This window comes from Achromobacter pestifer, assembly GCF_902859625.1.
Taxonomy (GTDB): Bacteria; Pseudomonadota; Gammaproteobacteria; order Burkholderiales; family Burkholderiaceae_B; genus Achromobacter; species Achromobacter pestifer.
Window position 1 is genome coordinate 584,124 of sequence record NZ_CADIJX010000001.1, and the last position, 18,520, is coordinate 602,643.

Annotated in this window: 5 protein-coding genes and 1 pseudogene; 4 read left to right on the plus strand and 2 right to left on the minus strand. The window is 65.7% G+C overall.

The window, feature by feature from the left end; translation table 11 throughout:
* The first annotated feature begins 189 nt into the window (after positions 1–189).
* From HV753_RS02665 to HV753_RS02680, 4 genes are all read left to right on the plus strand, one after another.
* A complete protein-coding gene (locus HV753_RS02665) occupies positions 190–1,236 on the plus strand; it encodes a DNA-binding protein (protein ID WP_175172869.1) in 1,047 nt (348 codons plus the stop codon).
* A gap of 735 nt (positions 1,237–1,971) precedes the next feature.
* A complete protein-coding gene (locus HV753_RS02670) occupies positions 1,972–3,633 on the plus strand; it encodes a ShlB/FhaC/HecB family hemolysin secretion/activation protein (RefSeq protein ID WP_246288128.1) in 1,662 nt (553 codons plus the stop codon).
* A gap of 21 nt (positions 3,634–3,654) precedes the next feature.
* Positions 3,655–17,571 (plus strand): hemagglutinin repeat-containing protein, encoded by a 13,917-nt coding sequence (locus HV753_RS31280; protein WP_175172871.1) that lies wholly within the window; start codon positions 3,655–3,657, stop codon positions 17,569–17,571.
* A complete protein-coding gene (locus HV753_RS02680; protein WP_175172872.1) occupies positions 17,568–18,062 on the plus strand; it encodes a pentapeptide repeat-containing protein in 495 nt (164 codons plus the stop codon). The genes HV753_RS31280 and HV753_RS02680 overlap by 4 nt, the downstream gene beginning before the upstream one ends.
* Before the next feature lie 46 nt (positions 18,063–18,108).
* Here HV753_RS02680 and HV753_RS31345 read toward each other — a convergent pair.
* Positions 18,109–18,222, minus strand: a pseudogene (locus tag HV753_RS31345) (hypothetical protein); the annotation flags it as partial.
* 15 nt (positions 18,223–18,237) lie between these two features.
* Positions 18,238–18,459 (minus strand): hypothetical protein, encoded by a 222-nt coding sequence (locus HV753_RS31350; RefSeq protein WP_425485879.1) that lies wholly within the window; start codon positions 18,457–18,459, stop codon positions 18,238–18,240.
* Positions 18,460–18,520: the final 61 nt, after the last annotated feature.

The window sequence follows — 18,520 nt, forward strand, 5'->3', positions numbered from 1 at the left end:
ACCTGTTCTGGGCCGTTTTTCGCGCGGACACCCGGTTTTACGCCTCGATGATGTGTGTTTTATTAGAAATTACATAAAACATATGTATGCTGTATGATATCTAACAGATAAAACGAATTAGTCACGATAAGGTTCCATTATCGTGACTAATTAAGCATCACATCACCCGAGAATCGTGGAGCGTGGGCCATGGCCACAGGAATTACCGAAACCGACGTCTGGACCGCTGCCGATGCACTGCTTTTGGAAGGCGCCCGCCCAACCATTGAGCGGGTGCGGCAAAAAATCGGGCGGGGTTCGCCCAATACGGTCAGTCCGCATCTAGAGACGTGGTTCCGGGCATTGGGCGCGCGGATCAAGGATCCCGGCGCTTTCGCCGCCGCGCCGGCGATTCCCGATCCGGTCAGCCAGGCTGCCAGCCATTTCTGGGAGACCGCACTGGCCGAAGCGCGCGCCGAGCAGGCCGAGACGTACCGCAAACGCTGGGAAGAGCTGGCGGAAGCTGGCGAACGGTTGGCCGCCGATGCCGAACAGTTCCAGCAACGCGAAATCCAGCTGGCCAATCGCGAACATGATTTGCAAGAGGGCCTGAAGGTCGTGACTGCCCAGTTGGCCACCACTGAAGACCGCCTGCGGGCGGCGGAACAGCAGGTGCGCCAGCGGGATGACCAGATCAAGCGCCATCAGCAACAGCTGGAAGACGCACGCGGCGCCGTTCAAACACTGCTGACGGAAGCCGAGAAAGCGCGCGGCGCGCATGCCCAGGCAATGGAAGCCATCGAAGCGCGCCACACCTCGCACGAACGGCGCTGGATGACCGAGCTGGACAGCGAACGTGGCGTGGCCAAGAAACTACAGGCACGCCTGGACGAGGCTCAAGCCGCCACGCAGCGGCAAGTGAGCCAACTGCAAGCGGCGCTGACCGACGCGCAGGAGGGTGCGCGAGCAGCGGAACAGGGCGCCCAGGCGCTGCGCGCCGAGGCCGCCGCCGCCCAGCAACGGCACTTCATCGCTGAACGCACGGCAAGTGATGCATTGAGGGCAGCGCAGCAACGCCAGGCCACATTGGAAACTCGCCTGGCTGCTGCCGACACGCAATCGACGGCGCTGCTGGCGCAACTGAATCAAAAAGATGCCCAGATGGCGGAACTGACCCGGCATCTGATGACGCTGGCCAAGGAAAGCGTGGAAAAAGGATCCTCCGCACCACCCGCGACCACGGTCGGCGCCGAGTAGATCCAGGGCGGCATGCCGACGACTTTCGGCGGCATGATTCAACTCTCCGAGGATGTCGGATAAAGCTCTCGATTGGGGGGGCTTCCTGTATGAGCTCGCCCGTTCGTAGGGGAACGTATCTACAGACCTGTCAGTGGACTATGTCGATCGTCCAGGGGAACTGCCCGCATGACGTCCTCCGCCCCCATTCCCGTACCCCGGTCTTAGCAAAATCAACGGAATTCTTTGGTTCCGAGTCCCCATCGCTAAGGACCTAAAGGCAGTCACCAACTCCTACCCGCTCAACCTATTGCCGTCACTCCAGGGATTGCGGAGATTCTCGCAGCCGCGATCAGCACAGCGTTTTGGGGGGGGCGAGCTAGGCCAGCACTTGGCAGTAGCGGAGCGAGAGCAAACCTATGCTGGGACGCTTGCCATAACCCAAGGTTTAGGCAACTACCCGCAGGGAGAGGGCGATGCCAACGCCGTCGCCAGGCATATGAGTTTGCCGTCGGTGGATTGAGAGGGACAGGACACTAGATTCAGATTCGTCTGATTTCTTTTCCGCCCAAGTTCTTCTAACTTTAGCGACGAAGATTCCGCTGTAGAACGGCACAAGTAGACGCATTTCGCCCTGCTGCGGCAGAGCAAGTAACTAAAAATATCTAATAAAGACAAAACAGCGCGATTCTGTAGTGAGACATACGTATGGGAGTTGCTTGGTTCGGGCGAGGGAGAGGGCTGGCCGCAGTCGCCGTGATCGGTTCTTCGGCAGCCGTTTTTGCTCAGCCGCTGCCCGATGGCGGCCGCGCCGCCGAAATCCAGCGCCGGCAGGAACTTGAAATCGATGCACAACGCCAGCGGGCCGCTGAACGCCCCGACGTCCTGACGCCCGAAGGCCAGCCTGCCGCAAAAGCCCTGCAATTTCCGGCTGAGACTCCCTGCTTCGTCATCAAGCAACTGGTTTGGGACGGCGCGCAGCCGCCCGCATTCGTGTTGCAAGCTAGCCGCGCGGTGGTGGATCACTGCGTGGGCGGCCAAGGCTTGCGGACATTGCAGGAATACCTGACCGGTGAATTGATCGACAGCGGCAGGGTGACCGCTCGTGTGCTGGTGCCCGAACAATCGTTGGCGGAGGGCAGGCTGACGCTGCGCTATGTGTCGGGACGCATATCCGGCGTCAAAGGCGAAAACACCGTTGGCTGGTGGCGTACGGCGGTGCCGACGGGCCCGGGCGGCGAACTGAACCAGCGCGATCTGGATCAGGCGTTGGAGAATATTCGCCGGCTGGGCGGTCAGGCAGACGCGACGATAGACGTGGCGCCCGGCCCCGAACTGGGCGATTCGGACATTGTCATCCGTCCTGGCTCCGGCAAGCGCTGGCACGGTTATGTTGGCGGCGACAACGGTGGCATGGATGCCATCGGCAAATATCAGGTCAATGCCGGGCTGACACTGGATTCACCGTTGTTCCTATATGACCAATTGTCGGTGTCCTGGAACAGCAATGCGCGGTGGCGCGACTCAAATTCAAACACCCGTGCGGCGTCCCTGAACTACAGCATTCCCTTCGGCTATTGGGCGTTCTTCGCGGGCGCCAGCAAGTCAAGCTACCGGCAGACCGTGGCGGGCTTCGATGAACCCATCATCTACGGCGGCACCACCAAGCAAGTGCAGGCGGGCGTTTCCGTCGTGCCCTATCGCGGCCCCTCCTACAAGGGCACGTCGTCCTTGACGCTGCTGCGCAAGCGCACCACCAGCACGCTTAACGACGTAGACATCGACGTGCAGCGGCGCGACGTCACGGGCTACGAGTTCAACCTGGGACACCGCCACTATCTGGGCCGGGCAGTGCTGGACGTGGGTGGGGGCGTGCGCGGCACACTGGCGGGGCTGTCGGACAGGCCTGGCTATGTCTACGGTGATCCGGACTGGAACGGCCGCAGCACGATTCTCTCGGCGAATGCAGGCCTGCATCTGCCGTTCGAACTGGCGGACCAGCCCTGGGCTTACCTGGTGAACTGGCAGATCCAGCATGCCAAGACCCCGATTGTGCCGTCCGATTACTTCACCATCGGCAATCGTTACGCGGTACGGGGTTTTGACGGGCAGTTGACGTTGGCTGCCGAGGACGGCTGGACGCTTCGCAATGACTTGTCGCTAGGCCTGGACAAGCTCTTGCATGTGCCAGGCCATCAGTTGTACGCGGGCTTGGACGCAGGCCGCGTGGGCGGTCCGTCTGCCGCGTCGCTGTCCGGTCGCACGCTGGTCGGCGCCGTCGCCGGGCTGCGCGGGCGGGTCGGCCTGCCCTATGTCAATGCCAGCTACGACCTGTCAGCTGGCTGGCCCTTGAAAAAGCCTGAATCCCTGAAGACCGCCTCGACCGTGTTCGCGGCAGTCCTGATGTTCGAGTTCTGATCTCATTTCCACCGGATGCGCATGATGTTCAAACTACGCTCTCTGATTGTCTGGTCCGTTGTCTTCGCGCAGATCTGGTCGCCGGTGTTGGCGCAGACCTTGCCGATCTCGGTGGACAAGAGCGTGCCTGGCGCCAAGCCTTCGGTGGGCGTCAACAATGGCGTACCCGTCATCAACATCGCGCCGCCTTCGGCCGGCGGCGTATCCAACAACCGTTACACGCAATTCAACGTTGGTCCGTCGGGCGCCGTGCTCAACAACAGCGGCGGCGCCAGCCAGACGCAACTGGCGGGCCAGGTGGGCGGCAACCCCATGCTGGGCAATCAGCGCGCCAGCACCATCCTGAACCAGGTCACCGCGCCCAATCCGTCCCAATTGCTCGGCATCCTGGAAGTGGCCGGCAACCGGGCCAACGTGATCGTCGCCAATCCCGCGGGCATCACCTGCAATGGCTGCGGCTTTCTCAACGCCGATCGCGCCACCTTGACCACGGGCAAGCCGCAGGTCGGCGCCGACGGCGGCATCGGTTTCGACATCGCCTCCGGCAAGATCCGCGTCGAAGGCGCGGGGCTGAACGGCACCAACCTGAGCCAGGTGGACCTGCTGGCGCGCACGCTGGAAATCAATGCAGACGTCTGGGCCGACCGGCTCAACGTGAGCGCGGGCGCGGCCCGGGTGGATTACGCATCCGGCGCCGTTTCCGCTCAGGTGGGCGACGGCGCGGTGCCCGAGGTCGCCCTGGATAGCGCGGCGCTGGGCGGCATGTACGCCAACAGCGTGCGCCTGATCGGCACTGAGGCCGGGGTGGGCGTGAACATCGGCGGCAATCTGGTCGCCCTGACCGGCGACCTACAGGTAAACGCCGCAGGCGATGTCCGCATCGCCCCGCGCGCCACCGTGCAGGCGGCGGGCAATCTGCGCGTGGACAGCGGCCGTGATCTGGCCGTGCAGGGCGCGGCGCAGGCCGGCGGAACCGCCGCGCTCGCCGCAGTGCGCAACGTCTCGGTCCAGGGCGCCGTCGCGGCGGGCGGGGCCTTGAGCGTGGCGGCCGGCGGTGACGCCGTCGTCGGCACGCAGGGCAGCCTGCGGACGCAAGGCGCCTTGCGCATGGCGGCCGGCAAGGATCTGTCGCTGTCGGGCAATTTGCTGACCACCGATCAGAATGTGAGCGCGACCTCTGGCCGCAACCTGAAGGTGGCGGGCCAGGCGGTCGCGCCGCAGCCGGGCCAGGGCGGGACCGGCGGCAATGCCGGCGGAAACGGCTCCGGCACGGGTACGGGTTTCGGCGCGGGGACGGGAAACACTGGCAGTGAATCCGGTAAAACGCCGGATCCCGTCACGCCCGGTGGGCAGGGCGGCGGCGCATCCATGGCGGCAGGCATCGTGTCCGCAAAGGAAGGCGTCACGTTGCAGGCGGGTCATGACCTGGTGTTGCCGAATCAGGTATACGCGTCCGGCACGTTCCAGGCGCAGGCTGGCGCGAATGTCGTGTCCGATGCCGGGGGGCAGTTGCAGTCGGCACGCGGCATGACGATACGGGCGGGCGAGGCCGTCGCGCTGGCCGGAGCGGCCTTGACGGATGGTGCGCTGGCCATCGAGGCCTCCCGAGACTTACGCCTGGACGGTAGCGCGCTGGCCTATGGCGGCGCGCTTAACCTGAAGAGCGGGGGCGATTTGCGCCTGGGCGATTCCAGCAAGGCGCAGGGCACGCGCGTCGGACTGGACGCGGCGCGCGATCTGCGGGCCGGCGGCGAACTGGTGTCCGAGAGCGCGGTAGAACTCAAGGCGGGACGCGATGCCGCGGTAGGTGCGCGAGTGCTGGCGCGCGGCGATATGGATGTGCGTGCGCAAGGTGCCGCAGCGGTGACCGGACAGCTGGAATCGCTAGGCCGCGCGCGGCTGCAAGGAGGTGACGGCGCCACGCTGACGGGCAGCATGAGCGGCAATCAGGGCGTGGAGCTGCGCGCGGGCGGGCCGCTCGTCGTCAGCGGCACGGCCGGCGCGGCCCAAGGGGCGTTGATCCTGGCGTCGGACGGCGACCTGACCGTGGGCGGCAGCGCGCAGGCAGGCGGCGCGGTGACGCTCAGCACGAGGGGCGCGTTGAACGTGGCCGGTACCGTGTCATCCCTGGCCGGGCTGACGGCCCAGGCCGCGGGCGATGCCACCGTCAACGGCAAGCTGCTGGCCGGCGGCCCGTTGCTGCTGGACGCAATAGGGCGGGTGGCGGCGGGCGCGGACTCGCGCCTGCAATCGGAAGGTGCGATGCAAGTGCGCGCTGGGAACGACCTGGCCCTGGCAGGCATGGCGGAAACCAATGCGGGCCTGAACGTGGACGCGGGCCGTGACCTGCGCGTGGACGGCGCCGCCTTGGCCTATGGCGGCGAGTTGTCTCTGAACGCAGGTAACGGTTTGCAGCTGGGCAGCGCCAGCCGTGCGCAGGGCGAAGGCGTGGCGGCGCGTGCCGGTGGCGATCTACAGGCGGATGGCGCAATGACCGCGCGTGGTGATATCGCGCTGAACGCCGGCCGCGATGCCAGCCTGGGCGGCAAAGCCGCGGCCACGAATGACGTGACACTCGAAAGCGGCCGCAATCTGGCCGTTGCGCAGGGCGCCCAACTGGACGCCGAAGGCAAAGCGGAACTCAAGGCGGGGCAGGATGCGGCGGTGGTGGGCACCGTGCGCAGCAACAACGGAAACCGCATCGAAGCCGCCGGCGCCTTGCGGCTGGACGGCGAAACCTCGGCGGTTTCGGGCGGGATCAATCTGCTGGCAGGAAGTGGCCTGACGGTGGGCAGCCAGGGCAAGGCGCAGGCAGGCGGCGCGTTGCGCGGCGAAAGCGGTGGCGCCTTGACGGTGGACGGCGAACTGGCCAGCCAGGGGGCGTTGACCCTGGTATCGGCGGGCGGCGCAAAGGTGGGCGGACAACTTCTCTCCGGCGATACCTTGTTGCTGCATGCAGGCACGAATTTGCAGACAGGCCAAGCCGCGCAACTGCAATCGTCCAAGAACATGACGTTGATCGCGGGTCAGGACGCCAGCTTGGCGGGCACGGCCTTGAGTGACGGCGGCATCGCGATCGACGCGGTGCGCGGATTGCGCGTGGACGGCAGCGCGCTGGCCTACGGCGGCGGATTGGCAATGAACGCCGGCAGCGATCTGCTGCTGGGCGATGCCAGCAAGACGCAGGGCAAGGGTGTTGCCGCCCTGGCGACGCGGGACCTCATCGCCGGCGGCGAGATGGTGTCGGTAGGATCGGCCACCCTGACCGCCGGCCGCGACGCGATGTTCGGCGCCAGGCTCAGCGTCGATGGCGACTTGACGCTGCGTGCGCAGGACAAGGCGAAGCTCACGGGCCAGGTCGAAACGACGAGGGGGGCCAGCCTGCTGGCCGGGGGCGACGTGGCCTTGTCGGGCAGCCTGCTGAGTAACCAGGGCACCGATGTACGCGCCGGAGGCGCGCTGGATATCAGCGGCACGGCCGGCGCGTCCCAAGGCGCGTTGACCCTGGCCGCTGAGGGCGACATGGCGGTGGGCGGCAGCGCGCAGGCGGGCGGGCCGTTGTCCATGATCGCAAAGGGCGCGCTGAGCGTGGCGGGCACGGCGTCGTCGCTGGCCGGATTGACGGCTCGAGCGGGAACGGACGCCACGGTCACGGGCAAGCTGCTGGCCGACGGGCCGCTGCTGCTGGAAGCAATGGGACAGTTGCTGGCGGGCGCCGACTCGCGCCTGCAATCCGAGGATGACATGGCCTTGCGTGCCGGTCAGGACCTGATCCTTGCCGGCAAGGCCGAAACCAATAAGGGCCTGACGCTGGAGGCCGCGCGCGATCTGCACGCGGATGGTGCGGCGCTGGCCTATGGCGGCCTGCTGACGATGGATGCAGGCAACGACCTGCGCTTGGGCAACGCCAGCCGCACGCAGGGCAATGGCGTGACGGCGCGCGCCACCGGCGATTTGCTGGCGGACGGCGCGATGGCGTCGCGCGGCGACATCCTGTTGACCGCGGGACGCGACGCGCGCGTCGATAGCAAGGCCGCGGCCACTGGCAACCTGTCGTTGCTCGCCGGGCGCGATCTCGCCATGGGCACGACCGCGCAATGGGATGCCGAAGGGGCGTCGCAGGCCCGGGCCGGCAATGATATGACGCTGGCCGGTGCATGGCGCGGCAACGGCGACATGGCCATGACCGCCGCAGGCAAGCTGTCCGTCGATGGCGCGCTTGCCGCCAACGACGGCCGCCTGAGTCTGGACGCCGGAGGCCACCTGTCGATGAGCGAACTTGCGCGGGTGGCGGCAAAGGGGCCGGTCAATGTGTCGACGCTTGGCGACCTGCGCGTGGCGGGCGCGCTCAGTTCGCTGGATGCCTTGACCATGCAGGCCGCGCGTACCGCGACCTTGGCGGGACAGATCTACGCGGTGCGCGGCCTGGACATGACCGCGGGCCAGACGTTGACGGCCGCGGCCGGTTCGCACCTTCAATCCGACGCGGCGATGACGCTGCGGGCGGGGCAGGACCTGAACCTTGCAGGCACTGCGCTGGCCGAAGGCGGCATGGCGCTGGACGCCGCGCGCGACCTGCGCGTGGACGGCAATGCGCTCGCCTATGGCAGTGCGCTGAACCTGAAGAGCGGCAACGATATGCGGCTGGGCGCCGCCAGTCAGTTGCAAGGCAAGGGCGTGCAGGCCGAAGCCGGCCGCGATCTGGCGTTGGACGGCATCCTTGTGTCCTCCGCCGATGCGGAGTTGCGCGTGGTGCGCGACGTCCGCGTGGACGGAAGACTGGGCGCCGACGGCGCGCTGGATTTCAGTGCAGGGGGCAACATGCTCCTCGGCGCAGCGGCGCAGCTCGATGCCTCGGAGCAGGCGCGATTGGCGGCTGCGGGCAATCTGGAACTGGCCGGGGCCGTGCGCGGCGACAAGGGCGCGCGCCTGGAAGCTGGCGGCCGGATGGATCTGTCCGGCACGGCCGCGTCGGCCAACGGTACGCTCGATCTGATCACGGGCCTGGACATGGCACTGTCGGCCGGTAGCCGGGCGCTGGCGGGCGGCGTGCTGCAAGCGCGCGCAGGCGGCACGCTGTCGGCGGCGGGCACGGTTTCCTCGCTGGCGGACGTGATACTGGACGCGGTCTCCGACCTCAGCCTTGCTGGTCAGAGTCTGGCCGCGGGCAAACTGACGATCCTGTCCGGCGGTGCGCTGGCTACCGCGGCGGATTCGCGCCAGCAGGCCGATGGCTCGGTCGACGTGCGGGTCGACAGCGCGACGCTGGCCGGCATGCTGGTGGCGGGGCAATCCGCGACACTGCAAATCGACAAGGAGCTGTCGGTGGATGGCACGGTTCTGGCCGATGCGGGAGCGCTCAAGGCCAGCAGCGGCGGCGCCATCACGCTGGGCAGCCAAAGCGCGCTGCAAGCGGGCGGGTTGCTGCAGGCGCAAGCTGGCGGCAAGCTGCTGGCGAACGGCACGATCTCCGGCCAGCAAGACATCGTTCTGAAGGCCGGCACGGACGCTGAGCTGAACGGCAAGACAGTGGCCAATGACAGTCTCAGCGCCGATGCGGGCGGCAATCTGACCATCGGCCAGGCGGGCCTGGCCCAGGGCAGCGGCGGGCTGCTGCTGAACGCAGGCCAGGACATGCGCATCGCCGGCACGGCGGGCACCGCAGCGGGGGCGGGGGGCGGCGGCGCGCTGCAAGCTCAGGCGGGCCGCGACCTGTTCATCATGGGCACGGCGACCGCGGGCTCGCCCATCGTCCTGGGCGCCTTGCGCGATATTCGCATCGACGGCATCGCTACCGCGCTCGAAGGCGGCCTGACTGCCAATGCAGGCGAGAACCTGCGCGTTGGCACGGCCGGCAGAATGCAGGCCTCGGGAGACCTGAGCGCCAGCGCAGGCGCACACCTGGACGCCGACGGCGTCATTGCCGCCGGCGGCGGCCTGACGCTTACCGCAACCGGCGACGCCCACTTGGGTGGCGTCGTGGCCGCGTTGGGCGAGAGCGTGGCGGGAAATGCCACGATCACGGCCGGACGCGACCTGATCGCGAAGCAAAATGGCCAGGTCCAGGCCGCGGGTACGTTGACTGCCCGCGCTGACCGCGACCTGTACGCGGCGGGCGCCCTGAGCTCGGTGGGTGACATGGCGCTGGCCGCCGCGCGCGATACTCGCGTGGACGGCACCGCCGCCACCGACGCGGACCTGACGTTGACGGGCCGTGACATCGCGGTCGGCGCCACCGGTCTGGCGCAGGCCGGTCGCAATCTGATCGCCACCGCCCAAGATTCGCTGCAAGCCGCCGGACGCCTGCTGGCGGGCGGCGCGCAATCGCTAACTGCGGGCGACCGCATGACGGTGGACGGCACGGTCGCCGCCTTGCAGGGCGACCTGTCCTTGCACGCGCAGGGCGGCGATCTCTCGCTGGGGGCGGATTCGCGCCTCCAGGCGGGAGGATCGCTGACCGCGCAAGCGAGTGGCGCGTTGAGCGCCTTCGGCGCGGCGGCGGCGGAACAAAGCATGACGCTGCGGGCAGGCACGGACGCAACGTTGGGCGGGATTGCCGCTACGCAAGCAGGCGACCTCATCGTCAACGCCGGCGGCAAGCTCTCTGTCCTGGAGGACGCCCGCTTGCAGGCGGGTGCGGCGCTGGAATTGAGCGCCGGCGGCGCGCTGAGCAACGCCGGCGTCGCTTCGGCGGGCACGGGTGCCCGCCTGTCGGCCGGATCCATGCTGGACAACACGGGGTCGGTATTGGCGGGCGGCGATCTGGTAGCCACCACGTTGGGGCAACTCTCCAACGCCGGCCGTTTCGTCGCTGGCGTGAGCGCCGATGGCTCGCTCAGTCTGCCGGGCAGCATTGCGCTGACGGCCGGATCCATCGTCCATCGCGGCACCAGCCTGGCCGGCAAGGATGTGACCTTGTCCGCGGGCGGGCTGGATTTGGCGGGCGGAAAACTGTCCGCGGTCGGCAAGCTTGCCCTGGCGACACCGGGCAACATAGACACCAGCAATGCCGTCGTGCAGGGGGCAACCCTGGACATCACCGGCGCCCATCTGCGTAACCAGGGCGGCAAGCTGACCGCGACGGGCGACGCCGCGATCAAGCTGGGCGGGCAACTCGACAGCACCGGCGGGCTGATTGCCGCAGCCGGTGACGCGCACATTGGAGCCGCAAGCATCGTCAACCGCGACGGCACGCTGGCCGCCCGAGATCTCACCGTTACCGCCTCCGGCGCAATCGATAACCGCGGCGGCCTGATCCAGGCAGACAACGCGCTGACCCTGAACGCGGCCAGCCTGGACAACAGCGGTACGCTGGGCGCCACGGACGCGCCGCCCAAGGGGGTGCTGGGCAAGGTGGTCTCCATCGTGGCGGACCGCGTCAACAACCAGGCGGGCTCCATCGAGGCAATCGAGGACCTTACCCTGACCGCCAAGGAATTGGACAACACAGGCGGCGAAGTCGCCTCGCAGGGCAACGCCAGCATCATCGCCGACACGCTCAAGAACGCACAGGGCAAGGTGCAGGCGGGCAAGAACCTGACGGTCATTACACAGGTGCTCCAGGGGCTGGGCACGCTGCAATCGGCGGGCGACCTGTCGTTCCAATACGCCGGATCCTTGAACCAGGAAGGCGACATCGCCAGCGGCCGCGATTTGAATCTGTCGGTAGGCGGCGCGATGGACAACCGCGCCAAGATCACCGCCGCCCGCGACCTGAGCATCTTGGCGGATTCGCTGAACAACCAGGCTTCCGGAGCGTTGCTGGCCGGCGGCGTGAACACCATCAAGGTGGCGCAGGGCCTGAACAACGCTGGGCTGATCGACGGCGCCTCGACCCGCATCACCGCAGGCAGCCTGGACAATACGGGCCGCATTTATGGCGATGCCGTCGCGATCCAGGCAGGCTCGCTGGTCAACGGCGCGGGCGCGGGCGGCGGCGCCGTCATCGCCTCGCGCGGCAGCATGGACCTGGGCGTGGGCTCGCTGGTCAACCGCGATCACGCGCTGGTCTACACGGGCGCTGACCTGCGCATCGGCGGCGCGCTGGATGCCGCCGGCCGTGCCACGGGCCAGGCAGTTTCCCTGCTGAACGCCTCGGCCACTATCGAGGCTGCCGGCAACGCCAACATCTCGGCGGCGTCCATCCGCAACCAGAACGATCGCTATGTCAGCGAAACGGTGCAGGTGTCGTCCACACCCAAGGTGTACTTCACGCCAGCGGGCACCACCGATATGTATGACGCCGAAACGAACTGGCTGTGCGATGAAGTGACGCCCATGTGCAGCAAGGATCCGGCCTGGCTGGACGACGATCCGGAGCGCATGTTCCTGCTGCCGTCGGCCACGTATCCGGCGTCGCAGTACGGCCCCCCGTTTGACTACGCGCCTTCCTACAAAGGGAAGGCGGGGAAGGATGCACCGATTGCTCCGGCGCGCATCGCGAATCTGCGTGAATGCCTGGCAAGCGGCGTCAATACCGAGAATTGTGTCGGGAAGACGCGCTATGCGCCGGGAGACAAGATCTGGTCGGTATTCGGCGTGCCACCGCCCGAGGGCAATATTCCGCCGATGGTCGAGTCGTGCCGAGGCGTGCAGTGCGAAATGGTGTCCACGCCGGAACGCGACGCAGCGATCGCGCGAGACGAGAGCCGACACGACCTGCTGGACGCGCGCATTCGCGCTTTCAACGCCGACTTCAGCAATCGCCTGGTCGGCACGTTCACCTATTACCGCGTGCAGGAGACCGTCACCGAGACCCGTACCGTTTCTTCCGACCCCGGCAAGATCCTGTCGGGCGGAGCCATGACGCTCACCGGCTCGGTCACCAACGACAAGAGCCAGATCGCCGCAGGCGGCGCGCTCATCGTGGCCGGTCCCGCCATCAACAACATTGGCGCGGGCGGCGAACGCACCGTCACGCGAGTCGGCACCGCCACGGTGACCCAGGCGCGCTCGAGAGACCGCAAGGAATACGCCAGTGCGTACAACGCCACCCTGGCCGGCCAGCCCATCGAGCTTCCGGTCGGCACGTCTGAGGGATACGTCACAGTCAAGCTCGACGGTTCCGCGCCTGGCGCCAGCAACGGGGGAAGCGGACCCGGGCCGGTGCTGGTCGCCAGCGTCGACCTGCCCGGCGGAACGGTGGTGCGCACCGTCTCCAACCCGGCCGGCATTCCGGACAGTCAGCTCTACACCGTCAACGGCCGGCCGGATGCGCCCTACATCGTCGCCACCGATCCGCGTTTCGTCGGGCAGCGGCCCACCGTCTCCAGCGATTACTTGCTCGACCTGTTGACCCAGCCCGGCGCGCTGCCGGGCACCATCATCGGCGGCGGCGCCGGTTCTGGCGGCGGCCTTGACGGCCTGCGCCAGGACGGTCAGGTTGGCGCCGGACCCGTCAACGTCGGCGCGGGCGCCGGCTCGGTCTCGGGTGCGGGCCAGGGCGGCGCCATGGTCGGCGTCAGCGGCAGCCTGGACGGCCAGCGTCTGGACGTACAGGGCGCATCCGGCCCGACCGGCGCCACGCTGGGCGCGGGTGGCGCACTCTCGACTGACGGCGCAGCCGCCGTCGCCGGCGGCAATAACCTGTCGGGCGCGCGCCTGGGCAGCTGGGACTCCCTGGTTCCCCCGGGCGCCAAGTTCCTGACGCCTTCTGGCCAGCCCAAGCGCCTGGGCGACGGCTTCTACGAGCAAAAGCTGGTGTCTGATCAAATCCTGGCCACCACCGGCCAGCGCTTCCTCGACAACTACTCAGACAACGACAGCCAGTACAAGACCCTGCTCGCCGCCGGCGCGCAATTTGCCCGCGACAACGGCATCCAGCTTGGCGTCGCTCTGACCGAGGAGCAGCAGCGCCACCTGGCGACCGACCTGGTCTGGCTGGTGGAGCAGAGCGTCACGTTGCCCGACGGCACCACCGAAAGCGTGCTCGTGCCCCAGGTCTACCTGCTGGTCCGCGACGGCGACCTCAAGGGCGATGGCACGCTCATGGCCGGCGGGGACGTCAAACTGGCGGCCGAAGGCGACATCGTCAACAGCGGCACCATCGGCTCGCGCGACGCCACCGTCATGACGGCGGGCAACATCGTCAACCAGGCCGGCGGCCTGATCCAGGGATCCACCGTCGACCTTGCAGCGCGCGAAGACCTGACCAACCTGGTCTCGCTGATCAAGGGCGACAACGTTGCCTTGAAGGCGGGACGAGACATCGCCCTTACGTCGACCGCGGCCTCAGAGGACTTCGGCAGCACCTGGGGCTCGCACATCAGCGGCGTAGCCCGCGTGGATGCCGGCAACCTCAGCATGCAGGCCGGGCGCGATATCACCCTGACTGCCGCGCAGGTCTCCGCCCGCGACGATGCGCGCCTACAGGCAGGCCGCGACATCGCTTTGGAGACGCTTACCGAAAGCCACGGCGAATCCCTGGTCTTGAACGCCAAGAACCGCCACGACTTGAGCACCAGCACGGAGATCGGCTCGGCCCTCGCCGCGGGCGGCAACCTCACGATGATCGCGGGCCAGGACGTCACTGCGCGTGCGGCCGACGTCACCGCTGGCAAGCAGCTCGCCGTGGGAGCCGGGCGCGACATCAAACTGATCGCTGGCGCAGAAACCGGATCGGCTTACGACGAGGTCCGCTACAAGACCACGGGCTTCCTTTCGTCCAAGACCACCCACACCAAGACGGCCCTCGATTGGGAGCAGTCCTTGGCGACGACCTTCACCGGCGACACTGCCGTGCTGATGGCCGGACGCGACCTGACCGTGGCGGGCTCGAACGTCGGCGCGCAGAAGGACTTGGTGATGTCGGCCGACCGCGAGGTCAACATCCTGGCCGGCCAGAACGCCGAGGACGGCTATGACTACAAAATGGTCAAGAAGTCGGGCTTTGGGGCGATGGGCGGCTTCAGCTATGGCACCAGCCAACAGACGGATTCGCTGGATAGCAAGAAGGTCTACCACAACGCCAGCACCGTCGGCAGCGTCGAAGGCGATGTGCTGATCAACGCCGGCAATGCCCTGAACATCATGGGCAGCAACGTCATCGCGCGGCAAGGCGACATCACGCTGATCGGCAAGGAAGTCAACATCGGCGCGGTGTTGGATACCACGCAACAGAAGGAATTCCACGAGATCAAGCAGACGGGGGTGACGCTTACCGCCAGCAATCCCATGGTCAGCGCGGTGCAGACCGGTGCTCGGATGGCTGACGCTGCGGGCAGGACGGACAACGCCGTCATGAAGGGCCTGGCAGGCGCCACGACTGCCTTGGCAGCCGCCAATGCCTATGACGCGGTTCAGGTGGCGGGCAACGTCAAGGACGCTAGCGCAGTCGACAAAGCGGGCGGCGTCAGCATCAAGCTCAGCCTGGGCACCAGCAAAAGCAGCAGCACGACCGACCGTAGTTCGTCCAGCGCCTCCGGCTCGACGGTTGCGGCCGGCAAAGACCTGACTATCGTCGCGCAAGGGGCGGGCAAGGACTCGGACATCACCGTCACGGGGTCGAACCTATCTGCGGGCAACAACGTGGTGCTCAAGGCCGAAGGCGACATCGTGCTGCAAGCGGCGCGCAATGCGTTCGAGCAGAAGACGGACAGCAAGAGCAGCAGCGCCAGCATCGGCATCGGCTATTCGACCGGTGGCCAGCAGAACGGCTTCACCCTTGAACTGGGCGCCTCGGTCGGCCGGGGCAACGCCAACGGCCGCGATGAAAGCTGGACCAACAGCAACATCACGGCGGGCAACGTGCTGGCGATGCAGTCTGGCGGCGACACCACGCTTAAAGGTGCGGCGGGCCGAGCCGATCAGATCATTGCGTCGGCGGGCGGAAATCTGTTGCTGGAGAGCTTGCAGGACAGCAGCAAGTACGACTCCAAGAACAAGAACGCCGGGTTCGGGCTAAGCCTGTGCATCCCGCCGTACTGCTACGGTTCAAGCAGCGCTTGGGCCAATGCCAGCACGGGCAAGATGAACAGCGACTTCAAGTCCGTCACAGAACAGACGGGCCTGTGGGCAGGCGACGGCGGCTTCCTGATCGACGTCAAGAACAACACCACGCTGATCGGCGGCGTCATCGCCAGCGGCGACCGCGCGGTGGCCGACGGCTTGAACAAGCTGACGACCGGCACGCTGGTCACGGAGGACCTGAAGAACACCGCCAAGTACAGCGGCAGCCAGGTGTCGGTGGGCGGCGGCTTCGGCTTTGGCGGGGACCCCAAGGCGGGTGACTCGGGCCTGGGCACCACCAAGGGCGGCCAGGTGGCGGGCGGCGCGACCAAGGACGCGGGCTCGTCCATCCCGACAGGCGGCAGCGGCTTCGGCATGGGCATGCCGGTGGTGGTGACGGCCAGCGGCAACAGCAGTTCGACCACCCAAAGCGGCATCAGCGGCGGCACGATCGTCATTCGCGACGAAGCAGGGCAGCTGGCGCTGACGGGCAAGACGGCCGCGGAAACGATCGCGTCGTTGAACCGGGATACGACGGATACGTTGGATGCGCTGAAGCCGATCTTTGACAAGGAGAAGATCGAGGCGGGGTTTGAGATTGCGTCGGAAGCTAGCAAGCAGATGGGGCAGTTTCTGACGAATCGGGCGAAGGAGAAGCAGGCGGCAGAGAAGGCGCTGTCCGACGCGATTAAGACAAACAACGCCGGCGACGCCGCACGCATGAGTGCACTCATGGACGACGTGGAACGTGCTCAGGACTGGAGCGCCGGTGGCAAGTACGGTCTGGTGTTGCAAGCCGTATCCGGGGCGGCTGGAGCAAACGTGACCGGTTCGACAGGCGCATTCGTACAAGGCGCCGCAGTGAACTATCTGCAAGGTCTAGCTGCGTCGGAGGTGAAGCAGATCGCTGACATGCTGGGTAAGGGGGCTCAGGCCGAGGCGGCACGTGCTGCGTTGCACGGCATAGTGGGATGCTCGGGCGCGGCTGGCCAAGGCGCGGCCTGCGCATCGGGCGCCTTGGGCGCGAGTGCGGGCAGCATTCTGAATAGCCTGATGGGCTCGCCGGAAGGCTCAACTCCCGAGCAAGTCGAAGCGCGCCGCAATCTGGTGACGAGTCTGGTGGCAGGCATAGCGACTGCCGCAGGAGCAGAGGCGGAAACAGCGGGCACTGCTGCGGCGCTAGAGACATCGCAGAACTGGGGGCAGCTCGCAATACCAGCTGTTGGCGCGGCGGCGGCGAAGTGCGCGACGACGCCGAGCTGCCAACGGGCGGTGACGTATGTGTCGGATAAGACCGTCTACGTTGCCGTGCAGATGAAGGACGGCGCGATCTATGTGGGAACCGCTGCACTGGTGGGGATTACCGCGGCGTCCGATGCGGTAGGAAACTGGGTGTCGGAATTTGTGGGTAGCGCTGTGGGGAGCGAGACGGCGCTGCCTGGTAAGCCTGGTGAGGTGGTGCATGTGTCGGCGCCGCCACCCCTGCCTTCCGAGAAGGAGACGTTTGGTTCGGAGATTCCGGTTTGGCCGGGTGATGCGGTTGGGCCGATTGCGGTGCCGGGGCAGGAGAATAATGGGCCTGTGGGCGGGACTACGACGGTCACTCCCACTCTAGAGCCTACCCAGCCAACCTTAATTTTCCAGCAGGGGGACGGGCAAAGAGCAGGCGCGCCGTATGTATCCTCGGGTTTTCAAGTAACCCCTGAAATCGTTGAAGAAGCTTTGCGCGGTGATCGCGCTCTGGGGATCCAAGGAGCGGTATCCTTGCCGGCGATTCAACGATATGTCGACCGCTTGCTGGCCGGAGAGGTTCCCCCGCCGATTAAAATGGATGGCGATGTAATTGTCGATGGAAATCACAGATACATCGCTGCCAGAATATTGGGCCGTGAAGTGGAAGCTGTTCCGTCCGTGTTGCCAAGTTCGTTGCAAGATAAGAAAAATCCTATATCGAAAATAGAAGTTGATTCGACAGATTGGGGAAATAATTGATTATTCTTAAATATCAAACAGGCGAGTCTTTTTCGCTAGAACTGGATTCCTTGGTTCAGGCCGATTTTCGAGGTGCAAATTTCCATCGGTTGATGTTTGATGGCCATGATTTGCAGAGTGCTGATTTTTCTAATGCCACGCTGAGAAATGTTGGATTTGTCGGTGCCCAGCTCTCTGGTGCGAAACTAATAGGGGCTCGATTGATGAATGCATATTTCATAGGCGCGATCGCAAGGGGTTCAGATTTTACAAATGCAATTGCGATTGGGGCTGATTTTTCTAATGGGGATTTTACAGGGGCAGTTCTTCAGAACTTAGATGTTAACTTTGCTAATTTTGAAGGGGCGAGGTTGTTGGGGGCAGATGTTAGAGTGAAAAATGCGCAATATGCATCATGGCAAGGTGCGATTTATGATGAAAATACGATCTGGCCACCCAACTTCGATGCGGAAGAAGCCGGGGCTATAAAGAAGGCGGAGTCATTGCGCTAAATTAAGGTGTCAGACTGGATTAACCCGGATTTCCCGGACAGTTTGGTTAAGGCACTGTGGCCTCGACCTGAGTAGGGGTTCGATAGCCTGGCCCCTGATGAATTCGCTGGCGTTTGTAGAAGACTTCGATGTAGTTGAAGATCGCCAGCCGTGCGTGCTCCCTGGTATTGAAGACTTAGTGGTGCGTTAATTCATTCTTGAGGTTGCTAAAGAAGCTCTCTGCCACAGCATTATCGTAAGGATCGCCCTTGGCGCTCGTGCTGATAGTAATGCTGTTGCCTGTCAGCAATGCACGATACTCGGCTGAACTGTATTGGGCGCCCCGATCGCGGTGATGCCTCAGTCCCGGTTGCGGCTTGCGCCTGACCACGGCCATCAACAGTGCCTGGCTAACCAGACTTCGATCTCACTTGTCGGACATGTTCCAACCGACGACTGAGCGCGAGTAAAGGCCCAGC

Coding starts and splice junctions, on each gene's coding strand:
- HV753_RS02665 (WP_175172869.1), top strand. CDS start 190: ATGGCCACAGGAATTACCGAAACCGACGTCTGGACCGCTGCCGATGCA.
- HV753_RS31280 (WP_175172871.1), top strand. CDS start 3,655: ATGATGTTCAAACTACGCTCTCTGATTGTCTGGTCCGTTGTCTTCGCG.